This window comes from Pseudomonas sp. TYF_14, from assembly GCF_043105275.1.
GTDB lineage: Bacteria > Pseudomonadota > Gammaproteobacteria > Pseudomonadales > Pseudomonadaceae > Aquipseudomonas > Aquipseudomonas alloputida.
The window spans coordinates 1-15,912 of the sequence record NZ_JBICLK010000073.1; the positions used below are offsets into that span (position 1 = coordinate 1).

The window sequence follows — 15,912 nt, forward strand, 5'->3', positions numbered from 1 at the left end:
GTCCTTCGACTCGCCGCTGGTTGACGTTCTGGCCGAGCTCGAGTTTCTGCGCAGGCTGAGGCTGGAAGGGGACACTCCACCTCAGGTGTTCTTTCAGTTGAAGGCGCTGTTCCACACGCTGGAGAGCTTGGGGTCTGCTCGAATCGAGGGCAACCACACCACACTGGCCGACTACATCGACAGCAAAGTCGAAGGGAAGGCCGAGAGCACCGATCAGTTGCTGGAAATTGCCAACATCGAAAAGGCGATGGATTACATCGAAGTGGTGATCAAGCCTGGTGCAGACCTGACAGAGCATACGATCCGAGAATTGCACGCCATGACCGTAATGGGGTTACGGCGTGAAGGCGATAAAACGCCAGGCGCCTACCGGGAAGGGGCGGTCAGGATCGCACAGGCGGAGCATCTGCCTCCAGAAGGTGTGCTGGTGCCGCAGTACATGCAGGAGTTGGTCAGCTTCATCAATCGCGACGATTCCCCTAAATACGCGCTGATGAAGGTCGCCCTGGCGCACCACCGTTTCGGTTGGATTCATCCATTCGGCAATGGCAATGGGCGGGTGGTAAGGTTGCTGACCTACGCGCTGTTGATGAAGTACGGCTTCAACGTGAACACGGGTGGTCGGGTGCTCAACCCTACTGCGGTGTTCTGCAATGACCGGGACAAGTACTACACCATGCTGGGGCTTGCCGATACTGGCGCCGCAGGAGGGCTGGAGGCATGGTGTACCTATGTGCTGCAGGGCATCCGCGACGAATTGGAGAAGGTGGACAAGCTCACCGACTATGGCTACCTCACGAAGTGCATTCTGTTGCCGGCGGTGAGTTTTGCACGCAGTCGGGAGTGGATTACCGACACCGAGGAACAGATTCTGGTCAGCGTCATAAAGATGAAGGTCGTGAAATCGAGTGACATTGCTCAGGCACTCCCCGCGCTCACGGCTAACCAACGGACTTATCAGATCAAGAACCTGGTAGAGCAAGGCATGCTTCTGCCAATCAACCCAAATTCGAGGCAATACACCATTGGCTTCTCCAACAATTACCTGGTGCGTGGGGTCATCAAGGCACTGAGGGAGCAGGGGTTCATTTCAGAGCCACTCGACAGGCCTTGAATGATTTCAAGATCGGCACTAATTCAGCTTGAATTCGTCTCCTTTCGTGAACATTAAGGCCCGTATGCAAGCGCGATGCTCGAATATTCCACGCCCTGTGTGGGAGCGGCCTTGTGTCGCGAAAGGGCCGCAAGGCGGCCCCCGCAATTCTTGCTCCACCGCTGAACTGTGCCCTGCAACACAGTTCACTCTCCCCACGAAACCCTTTAAAGCTACTTCGGAGCAGCTTTTCAAAGCATGCGCAGCCGGGCAGTCGAACAGGTATCGCCACCCGGAACATTACTCCGTACCTGTGTGAGCCAACTGGCTTGCTCAAATTCTAAAAGCTAGCGCGATCCCTGTGGGAGCGGGCAAGCCCGCGAAGGGCTGCAAAGCAGCCCCAATCAAGCCGGAAAACGTTAACTGACTGGCATTAGGGCTTGCCCGCGAACACGGGTGAAGCCCGTGCCATGCGCCGAGATACTGACCCGCCATACGCACGCACAAAAAACATGCCAATGCAATTTTCGTCGCTTTTCCGAGGATTTCACCAGCGGCGCCGACCGGGTGGCAGTAAACCCAAACCCCCACCTTTTGGTGGTATTTATCTCTGCGTCGCCCAAATCGCTTTAGATGTGGGAGTGTTTTCATGCAGCCAGCAGCGCGCCAGGATCGGATTTATTAGGCTCCTATCGAATCCGATCATTTTCGCGCCGGCGCATAGATTTTCTGAGTTTCTAACAGTCTGCGCATAGTCCATTCGCAAATACCCCCATACCCTGCAAAGTTAGAAAGCACTTTTCGCACAATCCGCGCCATCATTTCCCCTCGCCTGTAGGCCTACCCTGGCCCACGGCGCCCCAGGTGAAACCCACCTTTCGAGCCACCCTCCCAAAAGGAACCCGCACCGTGCACCAGGTGAAATACGACCTGGCCGACGCTCAGTCGAGCCTTGAATTCATCCTCGAACAAGTGATCTATGGAACCGTGGTTATCATCGTTCGCCAGGGCATTGAGATTGCCCGCGTCACCGCAGTGGAAGGCCTGCGCCAGCGCGCTACGACGCTAATGGGGGCGCCCTATGAGCTGTGATACCCACGCCTTCTACCCGCGCCACAGCGCGCTAGATGACGCATACGGGCTGTTCACTGGCATCGCGCTGGCCGCGACCGGAATCGCCATCCTGGGCAAAAGCGGGCTGATCACCGGGGGCATTGCTGGAATGGCCCTGCTGGCCTCGTTCGTCACCCCCTACCCGTCGTCGATTCTGGTGCCGGCTATCAACGTGCCGTTCCTGCTGTTTGCGCTGTTCACGATGGGGCGGAACTTCACCCTGAAAAGCGTCCTGGTCAGCTTCGCCCTTGGCCTGGGCGTTAAGCTGGTTACCCCGGCGTTAAACGTTGCTGGCATCGACCCGGCGGTGGGGTGGGCGCTCGGCGGAACGCTCCTGGGAATGGGCATCCTTTGCCTGGCCAGGCACAACGCATCCATGGGCGGTACAGGCTCGATGGTTCTCTGGTTCCAGCGGAAATTCGGCATTAACGCCGGCGTGGCGCAGCTCGCTTGCGATGCGGCGCTGTTCCTGGTCGCGGCCTTCTACCTGCCCGCCGACAAAATGGCCTGGTCGGCGGTCGGCACCGTCGCAATGAACCTGGTGCTGATCCGCTGGCACAAGCCTGGCCGGTATCGGGGCTGATTTGAATGTGATGTTGGGCACCGCCTGGAACTCAGATTTTCCGGGGCCTGGCGGTCATGGCCCGTGCCACAATCCAAAACCGAACGTGCAGCGGCAGCAGCCGGCGCGCGGTTTCGTCCGTCACCTGGCTGGATATCTTGGTGGCCAGCGACTTGGGCACGCCCGCGTTGCGCAGGTGCCGCTCCAGCGCGCGGACGGTCGCGAAATCACGCATTCAGCAGGGCGGCGAATTCATTCGCCGGGCTTTGCCTGTTGCCCCCGATGATCCGCGCCCGGTTGGCCGGGTCCAGGCCCAACATCGAGCCGAAGCTGATCATCTGGCGCATAGCCTCATTGGTGGCGGCCAGGGTCAGGCCACCCCTGTGAAGCTCTGGCGCGCCGCTACAGCTGCAATTCCTTGATGATGCTGGCCACATATCATCACGGGCTAGCGCGTCTCGCGCCTCGCCTGTGAGGCCGACAACGGCGCGGTGTTCATACTGCAATGCAAGGTCTTTGGCCTTGTTCATAATCCTGGCTGTCAGCTCCTGGCTAATCGTCATCGGGCCTTTTGTTGTCCGGTTGTGACGGTCTATGTGGTTGGCCATTTCGTAGGTCATGCCAGTGCGCAGTGCTTTGGTCATCGCTCTGCCTCCGACACAAAAAAAAAGGGCACCCGAAGCACGTTAAGTAAGTGTGGGCCTGTCCCCCTTTTTTTATTTTCGGGAGTGAACAAAAAGGGGGAGGGCTCTAGTTCCCAAACCGTTAGGTCGTGCCTAGTCCTAAATCCGCGTTGCTCGTAGGAATCGTCTCGTTAGCTGCTCGAGGCCTCATTTGCCCCTTCCTAGCTGTTAGGTTCTTTCGCTCCTACAGTTCGCAAGGGACTCTGAAATGCGCGTCAGTCTGGATGGGCTTGGCCAAGCAGTAGACGGTGACGTAACCACCACAGGTGCGATTTGCATCGCCACCGGGGAAGGTTACCTCGACGAGGGACGAATGGTCCTGAGGATGGGGGATCCCACCACACCTTGTCCACTTTGCGGGCTGGAAGGAAAGGTCGTCGAAGGGGTGTGGCACTTCATCTCGGATGGCCAGCCAGTCGCGATGGATGGCGCGTTAGTTGATTGCGGTTGCCCAGAGGGTAGCAACCGGGTGGTGGCGCCTTTAGGGGAAATGCCCCCGCCGCGGCTGCCGGTTGCCGTACGCACTAGCCTCACACCCGCTGGCCCTGGGAGCTCTAGCGCTTTGGCAGGGGCTTCGCCCGCCATGGTTGGCGGGTTGCCTGGGCAGATGCAGCCGGGATTCTATGTGGTGCCCCGGAGCATGTCGTTCCCGCAGATTCTGTTGGAGCTGGCTAGCCATGATTCGACCTTGCCCATTTCGTACCTGCAACGCCTGAACCCGACTTTCGAGCAGGGGTTCAAGGCAGGGGAAATCTTCGTCATCGGCGATCCGGATAACGGTTATGCCTGCACCCAGGAGGAGGGCCAACTCATGGCGGCCGCCGAGCGCGCGCGACGTTCCTTGGCTGTACTCGATTTTGCCGAGTCAGATTTCATGATGGAGTATCAGGCTGAAATTGCCGGACTGCTTAGTGACGCCAGTCTCTCCATGGGTGTGGGTAAGGACATGATGGACCACGGCCTCCGGCAGCTTCGCAGCACACTTGGCAACATCGAGCGTTTGCATCAGCAAGAATTTCTGCGCCATGGCCATCTGAATAGCCCATCCTTCTTCGCCGAACGACGGCTGTTATTGGAACAGCTAGATGGTCAGCTGAAGGCGACTTTTCTAAATAAACATCTGAATCTAGGGGCCTACGAGCGGCTGAAGAAAAGCTTGAATATCTCGACCAAAAGTCTTGTGCATCATTGGTCAAAAGCCGGTGGGCCAGGGCAGATTCCTGGGTACGCCACATACTTGGACAAAGTGGCGAAGCTTAGTAAGTACCTTCGGTATGGTGGGCATGTCGGAATTGGCTTAGGTGGTACATCTTCCTATCTGAAAGTCCAAGAGGCCTGCCGTGCAGGGGAAACCGAAGGCTGCAAAAAAATTCGTTTGTCTGAGGCAGGTGCTTTCGCTGGGGGGCTGGCGGGAGGGATCGTGGGTGGCAAGATTGCTGGGATCACTGCGCTCGCTGTATGTGGGGTGTTCTCTGCTGGTACCGCGGGTTTCGGGGCGCCGGTATGTGGCATTGCGCTGGTCGGGGGAGGGGCTTTTGCTGGGAGCATCGCCGGTGCGGAGGGCGGTGAGCAAATGGGCGAGCTGATCTACGAATCACATTATGACTGAGTTCGAGAGTTGGCCCGTGTGGCTGAAGTGGATAATGCTGGCGTGTCCGTTCGTGATCGCGTTGGCCGGTTGTGCGGTCAGTGCATTCATCGCGGGTACAAGAAATTTCACTGTTGCAACCTCGGCTATCCAAAGTCATCCCGGCCTGGAGCAAATGAAACTGTTTTTGGGCACGCGGCGCTTTGGCGCTCGGTGGCTGCTGATAACGTTTCTTTGTGGAATACTCATTTGGCCTGGCGTACATATGCGCCGAGGGCATCTGGACATCGAAGAACTGGAAAACTTCCCTGCAAAACTTAAGTTGGCTCTACAGGTATCCACGTGGCTGACGGCCTTTGGCTTCGCTTGGATGTGGGTGACCTATGGATTCATCAAGGCGTGAACGTTGATGCCACGGCGGTCGTAGCTCTCACTGGATCCTTCGCAAGTCCCGATTCGATTCCACTGAAAGCCATAAATAGCTGATTTTTTGATAGATACCCTATGAGGTACGTCTATAAATCCACCAAATTCCAGCCCCGTGAAAACCGGGCCCTGACGCCCTACAACCGTCCGTCTGTCTCCGCACCAGACAATTTGGCCGATGGTGTTTTTTGCTATCGGGCCATCAATGTAAGCCAGCCTAATGCGGGCTTTCTTATGCCTGTCTTTTCTCATCAGGCCTGCAAACCTCGGACTTAGCCGTTCCCCCCCCCTGTAGGAGCGGGTTTACCCGCGAACACGGGCGAAGCTTGTGCCATCCACCACCTACCCAGCGCAATTAAACATAGTCCTATAACCCAAAGGCCGAGTCACATGCAGTTCCTGCTTCCCAGGCGCAGTAACGACCTGTAGCACCCACCGGCGCGCTGTAAATGCATAATCGGTAGTGTGGTGCCGGTTTTGCCCGTGCTTAAGCTTTTAATCGGCAAAATATTGCCGATTCCTGTCGTGCGCACTAGTTTAATCGGCATTCAAATACTGATTAATGGTGTCGCGATGCCGCTCAGACTCACGATCCGGGCTTCTCCGATGGTGCATGGTGCGAGGCAGCGACACTCTCGGTTGAGAACCCTGAGCGTGTTGCTGATGGAAGCTGTCTTGTCGCCTACGACGACTACATCATCGCGATCTGCTGAACCGCATTCTAGGGAGCACCGATAACCACGGCCGCAACACCTGCATCATGCGTGTGGGTGGGAGGTTTCGTTTGGCGCCAATCTATGACCTCGCGCCAATGATCCTGTATGAAGAGGGCATCACACGGACGACAAAGTGGGCGGCGGAGCGCAAGGGGTCTTCTAATCGGCGCGACAACTGCGCTGAGCTTGTTGGTTGCACTGATCCCGAGGTTCTGCTGCAACGGTTGATGCATGCGGCTGAGGCATTCAGGGCATTGCCCGATCTGCTGACCGATGCGCCTGAATCGATGCGCAATGCAGCCTCGCTACCCGTGAATAACCTGGATAAACGACTCGTGGAGTGGGGACTGCGATGAAAAAACTACAGCCTGAAGAGCGCGCCCAGCTCGTAGAGGATATCGTCAAGCGCAACGCGGCGGGACTCGATCCAATTGGGACATCCATCCGCCGTCTTCGGCTCGAAGTCACCGGGCTTGACCAAAAGACCTTCGCGACCATGTGCAAGATGTCCACGAAAAGCCTGTACGAACTGGAAAGCGGGAAGTCGAATCCGAAACTCAGCACTTTGGAGTGCGTGCTGCGTCTCTTTGGCGTGCGGATGGGTATGGTGATGACTGCCAAAATAAGCCCACTGCAACGCTCGTCGGCAACACTGTCGGCCAGTTGAAGGCTGGTGGGCCAATCGCTGTGGCCGCGCCGCTGGCCAGTTCCTGCGTGGTGGCCGGACCGAAACGAGGGAAAAGCCCTGCGGCAGCCAAAGCGAAGAAGGCAGTGTCGAGGCCGGCATCGCCACGGGCACGGAAAAGCAGTCAGGAATAACTACAACTGGGATTCATCAAGCGATTCGGATTATCAGCCGGTTGGCCAGTGAGCAGTGTGGGAAGGTGTTGGAACGCGATGGCCAGGAGTTGGAGGGTTAGGCGAGGGTGTTGATTGGCCAGGTATCGCATGTTGCGCCTGGCCTAGTCTGCTGAAGGCCGTTGAAGGATTATTCCAGTCATGTCGGGGTATGGGGCTGCTGCGCAGCCCTTCGCAGGCAAGCCAGCTCCTACACGGACCGCATTAATCCTGGTAAGTGCATGTGACCTGTGGCAAGCCGTTTTCCTACGGCGCGCGTTGGCTATTCGTGCCCCGAGAAACTTGCGAAAACAGCCACCCAGGAATAAAGTCCCTACGTCGCCGAAGCATCGGCGATGCGACCTTGGCCGGTCGGAATCGAAAGGCGCATCAGCGCCCAATCTTCATCGCAGGCGCTTTTTTTGTGCCCGCGATGTTGCGTTATGGCGGTGGTGCGCGGGACACCTTCGGGTGTGCCGGGCTCCTTTCGTCCCGGTCGGCCAACCCGCGTACTGCTGCCACCTTAACTTGCTTGGCCGCGAGCGGTGGCAGTTCCATCACGAAAGGAACTCATGCATGACCACCGTAAATCCGTTACAGATCCGCGTATCCGTTCGCCGCCGTTGTTCTTCGGGCGCCCTGAGTGAGCTCACCGTCGGCAAACCTTTCTTCACCTCCGTCCAACCGGAGGCCCGCCATGTCTGACCAAGAACGCCTCTCCACCATCCAAAGCTACGCCTGGACCCTAGAACTGCTAGGCGAGGCCCTGGTCCAGCACGACGAAGTGCTCGAGTGCGAACACAACCCGCGGCTGAGTTTTCGCAACACGGCCGGTATCCATCAGGCGATCCGGATCATCAGCCGGTTGGCCAGCGAGCAGTGTGGGAAGGTGATGGAGCAGGGTGGGTAGGACCCGGCTGATTAGCGGGCACCGCGGAAGAGGGCATGGCACTCCGGTGTGGATGCATGAACGGCTGCTTTACAGCCCTTGGACATGCAACACAAAAGCAGCCTCTTCTGCGGGGATGGTAGCAACTGCGTCAAGTTGAGTAGAACGCTCGCGCCTCTGTAGTGCATGGTAATCAGGCAAAGCGCATTTAAAGCGCTTTGCCCTGACCATTTGCCTGGCCATGTGCCAACTACCGAGGGTTCTGCATGGATCAAAACAGAGACAGCCTGAAAACCACCAACCCTATCGCCGGGCTGCCGGGCGCGGTGTTCGAAAAAGCGTGGGAAGTACGCTGGGCATTGAAGCTGGCCTATGTAGGCTTGTTCATCGATATCGCGCTCATGCACTCACTGGGTACAACTTTGCTGGGTTTCTCGGGGGACATGGCGATCGTCTGGGAAAATGTCGGTCGTATATTCGTGGGCATCATGGTCTTCTGCCTGGTGGTGTCGGTGGTAATCCCGGTGCTGGCGCGTGTGGCGGCGATCATGGGCAGCTTCGTTCCGTGGTATCGGCTTCAGGGCCCGCGAGATTATTCGCTGTTTCCCAACTACGTGACCTTCAGTGCACTGCGAGAGCACAGCCTTCGTGAAGGCAACGAATTCCTCTACAACTATTGGAAGCGCTTGACCATGCAGCGCGAGGAGTGGCGGCAACAGCGCTTCCAAACCGGGGTACTGGTGTTCGGCCTGGTGCTGATGGCAATTGCAAATGCTGGGGTGAGTGCTCATTTCCAGCTGCCCGGGTTGATGGCTTATTTCACCTTTTGGTTTGGCTGGAAGGGCTATGCGCTACTGAGCATCGTCACCCTGTACCTGCTGCACTGGGCGTGGTGGTCATCGGATGAGATCGGCCAGATCTACTATCCGCCTTTGGCCGAGAAGCTGAACAAAACCCAGTACTGACGTCGGCGTGAACCTGCTTTGCAGCCCATCGCGACCCAAGGTCCGCACCGTCCGTGCAGACCTTGGAATGATCTCGGGCAGTTGTTGCAAGCCGGTTCAGCTCACAGCAATCGCCGCGTTCAGCAGCAACACCACGATCAAGCCAACCACCGCCACGATGGACTGCACCACCGAGATGGTCTTGGTGGCTTCGCCCATGGTCATGCCAAAGGATTCTTTCACCATCCAGAAGCCTGCATGGTTCGCATAGTTGAAGAACAGCGAACCGCAGCCGATGGACAAGGCCAGCAAAGGCAGGTTGAGGCTGGGGTCTGCACCTGCCAGCGGCGCCAGTAAGCCGGAAGCCCCTACGATACCGACCGTGGCGGAACCGGTAGACACCGAGAGCAACATCGCGATCAGCCACCCCAGAATCAGGGGAGGGAAGGCAGATTGCTGGGTCAGGTGCACAATGGCATCGCCAACCTTGGCGCTGGTCAGCATCTCCTGGAAGGCACCGCCACCGGCAATGATCATGATGATCGAGGCAATCGGCTTGAGGCTTTTGCCCAGTGCATCGCGCAGCTGTTCGGCGTCGCCGCCGCGGGCAAGCACCAGGCTGGCGCCAGCGAACAGCACGCCCAGCAGCATGGCGATCAGCGGGTTGCCCAGGAAACTGGCCAGTTCCAGCAGCGCATTGCCTTTGGGCAGCAGCATCTCGGCGACGGCATGCACCAGCATCAGGATGGCCGGCAGCAATGCGGCCAGCATGCCGACCATTACCCCGGGGCGGGGTTGGCCATCGGCTTTTTCAGCCAGTGTGAACTGGTCCAGCAATGCCTGATCGGGCCGCGTGTTCATGCGCGGTGAAATGAACATGCCGTACAGCGGGCCGCCCAGGATCATTGCCGGAATGGCGGCAAGGAAGCCATAGAGCATGGTGGGCCCAACCGAGGTCTTGAGCACGGCGATGGCGGTCAGGGGGCCTGGGTGCGGCGGTACCATGCCGTGCATGGCGGCAAGCGCCGAAATGACCGGCACACCTACATACACATACGCCGAGCCTTTGAAGCGCGCCTTGCTTTCCAGTTTGCGCGCCACGCTGAATATCAGCGGCAGCATGATCACCAGGCCGACTTCGAAAAACATGGGGATGCCAATGACGAAGGCTACCAGCATCATGGCCCAAGGGATCATGCGGTCGGGGGTGCGCTTGAGGATGACATCCGCGACCTGCTCCGTGACGCCAGCGTCAGCCAGGATCTTGCCGAGCATCGCACCCAGCGCAATCACCACCCCCACTGCGCCCAGTGTCTTGCCGGCGCCGGTGAGCAGGTGGGAGACGATGCTGCCTGGCGCCATATGCGTCGCGAAGCCCACGCCAATGGACACCACCAGCAAGGCCAGCAGCGGGTGCATTTTCAGGCGCGAAACGATGAGCGCCACCAACACCAGAACACTGGCCAAGGCTGTCAGTAATAGCTGTATATCTAAGGGAGTCATTCAAGGAGTCTCGGTTGGGCTGGCGCTCGGCTGCACTCAGGGTTTGAAGGCGTGACGGGCGTTTCCACGGGGCATGCAGGTGGCTGCCGTTGGGGCTGCTGCTACGGTTTCGAGGAAGGGAACGCGGCTTTGCGCTAGCTGCCGCTCACAGGCGGGCGCCTGGTAACGGAAGGTGGGCAGCAGGGAGGCGTGGCGCTGAGGCCGGTGGGCGGTGGTGTGGCGACAGGGCGCTTGGGCAGCATGTTCATTGGTTGATTCACCTTGTTGTATGGTCATCTATATGAATCTGGCCAAAGTATTCGCGCTGCCATGGAATACTGTCAAGTGAAGGTAGTCGCATCGTCTTGGGTGGCCATTTAGCCCCGGCAGGCAATACTTCTCTGTATACGCAGGCGTGTTCCTGGTGGCGCGCGCCGCTGGGAGGTGTCTGGTGAACAAATTAACGATTGTGGGTGCCGGCCTGGTCGGCGAGGCGGCGGCGCAGATCATCGCCCGCGATGAGTTGTGTCGTGAGCTGGTGTTGATGGACGTGCAGGGTGAGCTGGCGCAGGGCAAGGCGCTGGACGTTTGGCAGGCTGCGGTGGATTCAGGTTCCGATACCCATGTTCACGGCGGGGCCAAAGCCGAGATGCTGGAGGGGTCCGAGCTGGTGGTGATCACGGCGGGCGTGCCGCGCAAGCCCGGCCAGTCGCGCCAGGATGTACTGAGTACCAACCTGCCAATCCTCGACAGCATCATGGCGGATATCAAGCACCACGCGCCGACAGCGACGGTGCTGGTGGTGTCCAACCCGGTCGATGTGCTCACCTACCGCGCCTGGAGCGTCAGCGGGCAGGGGCGTGACAAGGTGTTTGGGCAGGCGGGGGTGCTGGATACCGCGCGCATGAAGTGCTTCATCGCCGAGCAAACCGGGTTTTCTGCACGGGATATCACGGCGCTGGTGCTGGGCGGGCATGGCGACAGCATGGTGCCGCTGATGCGCTACTGCCAGATTGGCTCGGTGCCGTTGTCGCACTTCTTGTCCGATGAGCAGATCGAGCAGATTGTCGAACGCACACGTAAGGGCGGCGGCGAGATTCTGGGGTTGAAGAAGATGGGGAGCGCCTGCGATGCACCGGGCGTGGCCATTGCGCAGATGGTCGATGCGATCGCCAATGGGCGGAACCGTATTTTGCCGGCGGTGGCGATTCTCGAGGGCGAGTATGGGCGAACGGATATCGCCATGGGGGTGCCCTGCGTACTGGCAGAGAAGGGGCTTGCGCGGGTGATCGAGTTGCCGCTGGATGCGCAGGAACAGGCGATGTTCGACCACTCTGCCGACCAGGTAGCGCGGGATATTGCCGAGATGAAAGCTTTGTGAGCGGCAAAGCGGCTTCAGTGGACGCGTTCGATGCAGGAGCACCCTGGTGGTGCTCCTGCACGTCGTGCGTGCATAGATGATTCTGCAAGGGGCCGTGTGCAGCCCTCAGCGCTGATAAGCCTTGCCAAAATGCCGTTCCAGCCGCGCCTGCAGCAGCTCCAGCAGTATCGACAGCACCCAGTAGATCACGGCGGCGGTGGTCAGCATTTCCAGGTAGCGATAGCTCGAACGCCCATACGACTGCGCCAGAAACATCACCTCCCAAACCCCCATCACGGAAATCAGCGACGAGTCCTTGAGCATCGAGATGAACTGGTTGGCGGTGGGCGGAATGATCACCCGCATGGCCTGGGGCAGGATGATGTGGCAGAAGATCTGCGGCGTGCGCATGCCCAGCGCCAATGCTGCTTCACGTTGCCCACGGGCCACCCCGAGGATGCCGGCGCGGAAGATCTCGCTCAGGTAGGCCCCGTAGTTCAGCGACAAGGCAATGATGCCGGCGCTGATGGCGCCGGGTACCAGGCCCACCTGCGGCAGCCCCAGGTAGATCAGCAGAATCTGGATCAGCAGCGGCGTGCCACGGAAGAACGAGGTGTAGAAGCTGGCCACACCCACCAGCACCGCGCTGTTGGATAACCGTGCCAGCGCGGCGGCAAAGCCGAGCAGCACGGATACCACCATCGAGCACAGGCACAGGAACAGGGTCAGTGCGGCGCCTTGCAGAAAACCATTGGGCCCCAGCTTGAAACCGGCCAGGTTGGGAAACTTCTCCAGAATGATGGCGAACTTCAGGTCAAAGCTGAGGAAGAAGGCGACAAACAGCCCGAACAGCGCCAGCCAGGTCAGCAGTAACCGGGTGCGAAAGCCGAACAGGCCGGCGCCCGCAGGCTTTGCCACGGGCTTGGGGGAGGGAGGGAAGGTGCTCATTTGCTGATGTCGGCGCCAATCCATTTCTGCGACAGCTTGGCCAGGGTGCCATCAGCCTTCAGCTCGGCGAACACCTGGCGTACCTTGGCATCCCACTCAGGGTCGCCTTTTTCGATGGCCACCGCGTTGGGCTCTTCATACAGCGGCGCACCGGCCAGCTTGAAGCGCTTGTCTTGCTGCAGGCGCGGCTGCGCGGTCACAAGGTTGGTAATGATGGCGTCCAGCCGCACGCCAGTGCCCAGGCCCAAGTCCTGGAAGGCGACGTTTTCAGTGTCGTAGGGCGCAGCCTGCACGAAGTCGAACGGGTAATCGATCTTCTGGTCTTCCTTGCCTTCAATGACCAGGTTCTTGTTCAGGTAGCTTTCGTAGCTCGATGCACTGATCGAACCCACCTTGCGGCCTTCCAGGTCTTTGGCGCCATGGATGCGCTCATCCGAGGCATTGACCACGATCACGGCGGGCGATGCGTAGTACTCCACGGGGAAGTCGAACACCTCGGCGCGCGCCTTGCTCGGGGTCATCGAGCAAATGCAGATGTCGTAGCGCCCGCTCCAGCGGCCAGCGGCAATCACGTCCCAGGACGGTGTTTCCAGGCGCAGTTTGACGCCGAGCTTGTCGGCCACTGCCTTGGCCACGTCCACGTCGTAACCGTCGAGCTGGTTGTGGTCATTGAGGAAGGAAAACGGCGGGTAGCTTTCCATCAGCACGTTAACCATTTCCTTGCGCGATTCAACTCGCTCCAACGTGGCGCCAGCAAAGGCTTGGGTGGCAGTTGCGAGCAGTACAAGGCCCGCACCCAGCAGAGAAGAAAATCGCATGTACATACCTGATATGTTGGGCAAATGGGTGATAGGGTATTTAATAGTTATAACCCTAATCCCCATAATGAATTTTATTCATAAGAACCTTCAGAGAAGTTATATGGCAGAGCGAACGATGGTAATTCTGGACGGTGGCATGGGCCGAGAGCTGCAGCGCAGTGGCGCACCGTTTCGCCAGCCCGAGTGGTCGGCGCTGGCGCTGAGCGAGGCGCCGGAGGCGGTCGTGGGTGTGCACGCAGCCTTCATCGAGGCGGGTGCGCAGGTCATCACCAGCAACAGCTATGCGGTAGTACCGTTCCACATCGGTGAAGAACGCTTTGCCGCCGAAGGGCGACAGCTGGCCCATATCGCCGGCCAGCTTGCGCGGCACGCGGCAGATAGCGGCGCGCACCCGGTCAGGGTGGCCGGCTCGCTGCCGCCGCTGTTCGGGTCCTACCGCCCCGACCTGTTCCAGCCCGAGCGTGTGGCAGAGGTGCTGACCCCGTTGCTCCAGGGCCTGGCCCCGCATGTCGACCTGTGGCTGGCCGAAACCCAGAGTTCCGTGGCCGAGGTGCGGGCCATTCATAGCCATTTGCCGGCAGACGGCAGGCCGTTCTGGGTGTCCTTCACCCTGCAGGACGAGGACGTTGACGAGGTTCCGCGCCTGCGCTCCGGTGAACCGGTGGCCGACGCCATCGAAGCCGCAGTCAGCCTGGGGGTGGCTGCGGTGTTGTTCAACTGCAGCCAGCCTGAGGTGATCGGCGCCGCCATTGATGTCGCGCGCTCGGTCATCGAGCGACACAACGCCGAGATTGCCATCGGTGCCTATGCCAACGCCTTCCCGCCGCAGCCCAAAGAAGCCACTGCCAACGATGGCCTGGACGAACTGCGCGAAGACCTCGATCCGCCGGGTTACCTGGCATGGGCCAAGGACTGGCGTGCGCGGGGTGCCAGCATGGTCGGCGGTTGCTGTGGCATCGGCCCGGAGCACATCGCCGAGCTGAAGCGTAACCTGGCCTAAGCGCCCACGTGGCCGGGCGGCTTTTGCAGCGCCCGGCCCGCAGCCATTAAAAAAAACGCCAGTCAGACCCGGATTCCATCGTTTTTCAGGCCTCCGTCATCTCCCTATAGTCCGCTGAAGGCCGATGCTGCATCGGTGTACACAACTCAGCTGGGCGGGAACCGGATATGAACAACAACGAAAAAATCGAGGGCAATGCTGCGGCCGGTGTGGGGACGCGGGTCGTGTGGAGCGGGGAACAGGTACAGCACCCGTACAACGCCACGCAGACCCCGATCGTGGTCAGCGCCGCTTATGGCTACAACGATATCGATGCCTGGTACGACGTGGCGCAGGGCAAGCAGCCGGGCTTCATCTACAGCCGCATGAGCAACCCCACGGTCGCCACGCTGGAAGCAAAACTGGCCGAACTGGAGCAAGCCGAGTCGGCAGTCGCGTTCAGCAGCGGCATGGCGGCCATCAGTGCCGTGCTGCATACCTTCCTGTCCAACGGCAAACGCGTGGTGTCGACCCGCGACAGCTATGGCGGCACCAACAAGATCTTCGAAGAGTTCCTGCCGCGCATGGGCGTGCAAGTGTGCCTGTGCGATACCTTGGACACTGAAGCGCTGGAGCGCGAGATTGCCGCCGGTTGCGACCTGCTTTACCTGGAAACCCCCACCAACCCGACGCTGAAGGTGCTGGACATTCGTCGGCTGAGCGCCGCTGCGCACAAGGTGGGGGCGCTGGTGGTGGCCGACAACACCTTTGCCACGCCACTGAACCAGAACCCGCTGGCGCTGGGCGTGGATGTGGTGGTGCACAGCGCAACCAAGTTTCTGTCCGGGCATGGTGACGTGCTGGGTGGGGTGGTGGGCGGCGCGGAGGCGCTGATGGCCCAGGTGCGGCACTACCGGGAAATCAACGGTGCGGCGCTGGACCCGTTCTCGGCCTACCTGATCATCCGCGGTATCAAGACCCTGGCAGTGCGCCTGCGCCAGCAGCAAGCCAGTGCCATGGCGTTGGCCCTTTACCTGAGCACCGAGCCGCTGGTTGAAGCGGTGAACTACCCAGGTTTGCCGGCGCATGCCGGGCATGCCATTGCCAAGGCGCAAATGCGCGGGTTTGGCGCCATTGTCAGCTTCGTGCTGAAGGGCGGCATGCCGACCGTGGCCCGTTTGCTGCCGCGGCTGAAGTATGCCCATCGGGCCGGCAACCTCGGCGCGGTAGAGACCATCTATGGCCCGGCGCGCACCACCAGCCATGTCGAGAACACTTTGGAAGAGCGCCTGGCGCTGGGCATTTCCGAAGGGCTGGTGCGCATTTCAGTGGGCATCGAGGAAACCGATGACCTGCTGGCGGACCTGGCACAGGCCTGTGCATCGGTGCGTGAGGAACTGGCCGTCGCAAAGGAATTGCACGCTGACGCAGACTGCCAGAGCCCGGTGCAGGCCTGAGGCTGGCGCGTAGC

17 protein-coding genes and 1 pseudogene are annotated in these 15,912 nt (G+C 59.7%); 13 read left to right on the forward strand and 5 right to left on the reverse strand.

Annotated elements, in window-relative coordinates; genetic code table 11:
- From ACF8O8_RS19250 to ACF8O8_RS19260, 3 genes are all read left to right on the forward strand, one after another.
- The coding region (locus ACF8O8_RS19250; RefSeq protein WP_392510275.1) for a Fic family protein at positions 1-1,114 on the forward strand (1,114 nt) is incomplete at its 5' end.
- Positions 1,115-2,002: 888 nt separating this feature from the next.
- A complete protein-coding gene (locus ACF8O8_RS19255) occupies positions 2,003-2,185 on the forward strand; it encodes a hypothetical protein (RefSeq protein WP_049586345.1) in 183 nt (60 codons plus the stop codon).
- On the forward strand, positions 2,175-2,789 hold the full coding sequence (locus tag ACF8O8_RS19260; protein WP_392510276.1) for a YitT family protein: 615 nt from the start codon (positions 2,175-2,177) through the stop codon (positions 2,787-2,789). The genes ACF8O8_RS19255 and ACF8O8_RS19260 overlap by 11 nt, the downstream gene beginning before the upstream one ends.
- A 31-nt stretch (positions 2,790-2,820) precedes the next feature.
- Here ACF8O8_RS19260 and ACF8O8_RS19265 read toward each other — a convergent pair whose 3' ends face one another.
- Together ACF8O8_RS19265 and ACF8O8_RS19270 are read right to left on the reverse strand one after the other, a co-directional pair.
- Entirely contained in the window at positions 2,821-3,003 is a 183-nt protein-coding gene (locus ACF8O8_RS19265) for a hypothetical protein (RefSeq protein ID WP_010951901.1), read from the reverse strand.
- Complete coding sequence (locus tag ACF8O8_RS19270; protein WP_392510277.1) at positions 2,996-3,412, reverse strand: hypothetical protein; 417 nt, start codon at positions 3,410-3,412, stop codon at positions 2,996-2,998. The genes ACF8O8_RS19265 and ACF8O8_RS19270 overlap by 8 nt, the downstream gene beginning before the upstream one ends.
- A 247-nt stretch (positions 3,413-3,659) precedes the next feature.
- Here ACF8O8_RS19270 and ACF8O8_RS19275 point away from each other — a divergent pair, with 247 nt between their 5' ends.
- The 7 genes and pseudogenes from ACF8O8_RS19275 to ACF8O8_RS19305 all read left to right on the forward strand — a co-directional run bounded on the left by ACF8O8_RS19275 (position 3,660) and on the right by ACF8O8_RS19305 (position 8,872).
- Complete coding sequence (locus ACF8O8_RS19275; RefSeq protein ID WP_010951904.1) at positions 3,660-5,060, forward strand: PAAR domain-containing protein; 1,401 nt, start codon at positions 3,660-3,662, stop codon at positions 5,058-5,060.
- Entirely contained in the window at positions 5,053-5,442 is a 390-nt protein-coding gene (locus ACF8O8_RS19280; protein ID WP_003247529.1) for a hypothetical protein, read from the forward strand. Before ACF8O8_RS19275 ends, ACF8O8_RS19280 begins: the two co-directional genes overlap by 8 nt.
- A gap of 693 nt (positions 5,443-6,135) precedes the next feature.
- Positions 6,136-6,537: a HipA domain-containing protein gene (locus ACF8O8_RS19285; protein ID WP_392510300.1), complete on the forward strand. Its 402-nt coding sequence runs from the start codon at positions 6,136-6,138 to the stop codon at positions 6,535-6,537.
- Positions 6,534-7,000, forward strand: a pseudogene (locus ACF8O8_RS19290) (helix-turn-helix domain-containing protein). Before ACF8O8_RS19285 ends, ACF8O8_RS19290 begins: the two are co-directional and overlap by 4 nt.
- A gap of 594 nt (positions 7,001-7,594) precedes the next feature.
- Positions 7,595-7,723 (forward strand): hypothetical protein, encoded by a 129-nt coding sequence (locus ACF8O8_RS19295; protein ID WP_392510278.1) that lies wholly within the window; start codon positions 7,595-7,597, stop codon positions 7,721-7,723.
- Positions 7,716-7,928 carry a hypothetical protein gene (locus ACF8O8_RS19300; protein ID WP_392510279.1) on the forward strand — a complete coding sequence of 71 codons (213 nt, stop codon included), beginning with the start codon at positions 7,716-7,718 and terminating at the stop codon, positions 7,926-7,928. The genes ACF8O8_RS19295 and ACF8O8_RS19300 overlap by 8 nt, the downstream gene beginning before the upstream one ends.
- A gap of 245 nt (positions 7,929-8,173) precedes the next feature.
- The gene (locus ACF8O8_RS19305; RefSeq protein ID WP_392510280.1) at positions 8,174-8,872 is read left to right on the forward strand and encodes a hypothetical protein; all 699 of its coding nucleotides are present in this window, start codon (positions 8,174-8,176) and stop codon (positions 8,870-8,872) included.
- Between the two features lie 96 nt (positions 8,873-8,968).
- Here ACF8O8_RS19305 and ACF8O8_RS19310 read toward each other — a convergent pair whose 3' ends face one another.
- Positions 8,969-10,354, reverse strand: coding sequence for a GntP family permease (locus tag ACF8O8_RS19310; RefSeq protein WP_392510281.1), 1,386 nt, complete (start codon positions 10,352-10,354; stop codon positions 8,969-8,971).
- A 430-nt stretch (positions 10,355-10,784) separates the two neighbouring features.
- Between ACF8O8_RS19310 and ACF8O8_RS19315 the strand changes: the two genes are divergently transcribed.
- Entirely contained in the window at positions 10,785-11,714 is a 930-nt protein-coding gene (locus tag ACF8O8_RS19315) for a malate dehydrogenase (RefSeq protein WP_047605117.1), read from the forward strand.
- Positions 11,715-11,819: 105 nt separating this feature from the next.
- Here ACF8O8_RS19315 and ACF8O8_RS19320 read toward each other — a convergent pair whose 3' ends face one another.
- Entirely contained in the window at positions 11,820-12,641 is an 822-nt protein-coding gene (locus ACF8O8_RS19320; RefSeq protein WP_003247513.1) for an amino acid ABC transporter permease, read from the reverse strand.
- Positions 12,638-13,459 (reverse strand): ABC transporter substrate-binding protein, encoded by an 822-nt coding sequence (locus ACF8O8_RS19325; RefSeq protein WP_003247511.1) that lies wholly within the window; start codon positions 13,457-13,459, stop codon positions 12,638-12,640. Before ACF8O8_RS19325 ends, ACF8O8_RS19320 begins: the two co-directional genes overlap by 4 nt.
- Positions 13,460-13,577: 118 nt before the next feature.
- Between ACF8O8_RS19325 and ACF8O8_RS19330 the strand changes: the two genes are divergently transcribed.
- Both ACF8O8_RS19330 and ACF8O8_RS19335 read left to right on the forward strand, forming a co-directional pair.
- The gene (locus tag ACF8O8_RS19330; protein WP_193774180.1) at positions 13,578-14,462 is read left to right on the forward strand and encodes a homocysteine S-methyltransferase family protein; all 885 of its coding nucleotides are present in this window, start codon (positions 13,578-13,580) and stop codon (positions 14,460-14,462) included.
- Between the two features lie 167 nt (positions 14,463-14,629).
- Positions 14,630-15,898, forward strand: a complete 1,269-nt coding sequence (locus tag ACF8O8_RS19335; protein ID WP_392510282.1) for a cystathionine gamma-synthase family protein — start codon at positions 14,630-14,632, stop codon at positions 15,896-15,898.
- Positions 15,899-15,912: the final 14 nt, after the last annotated feature.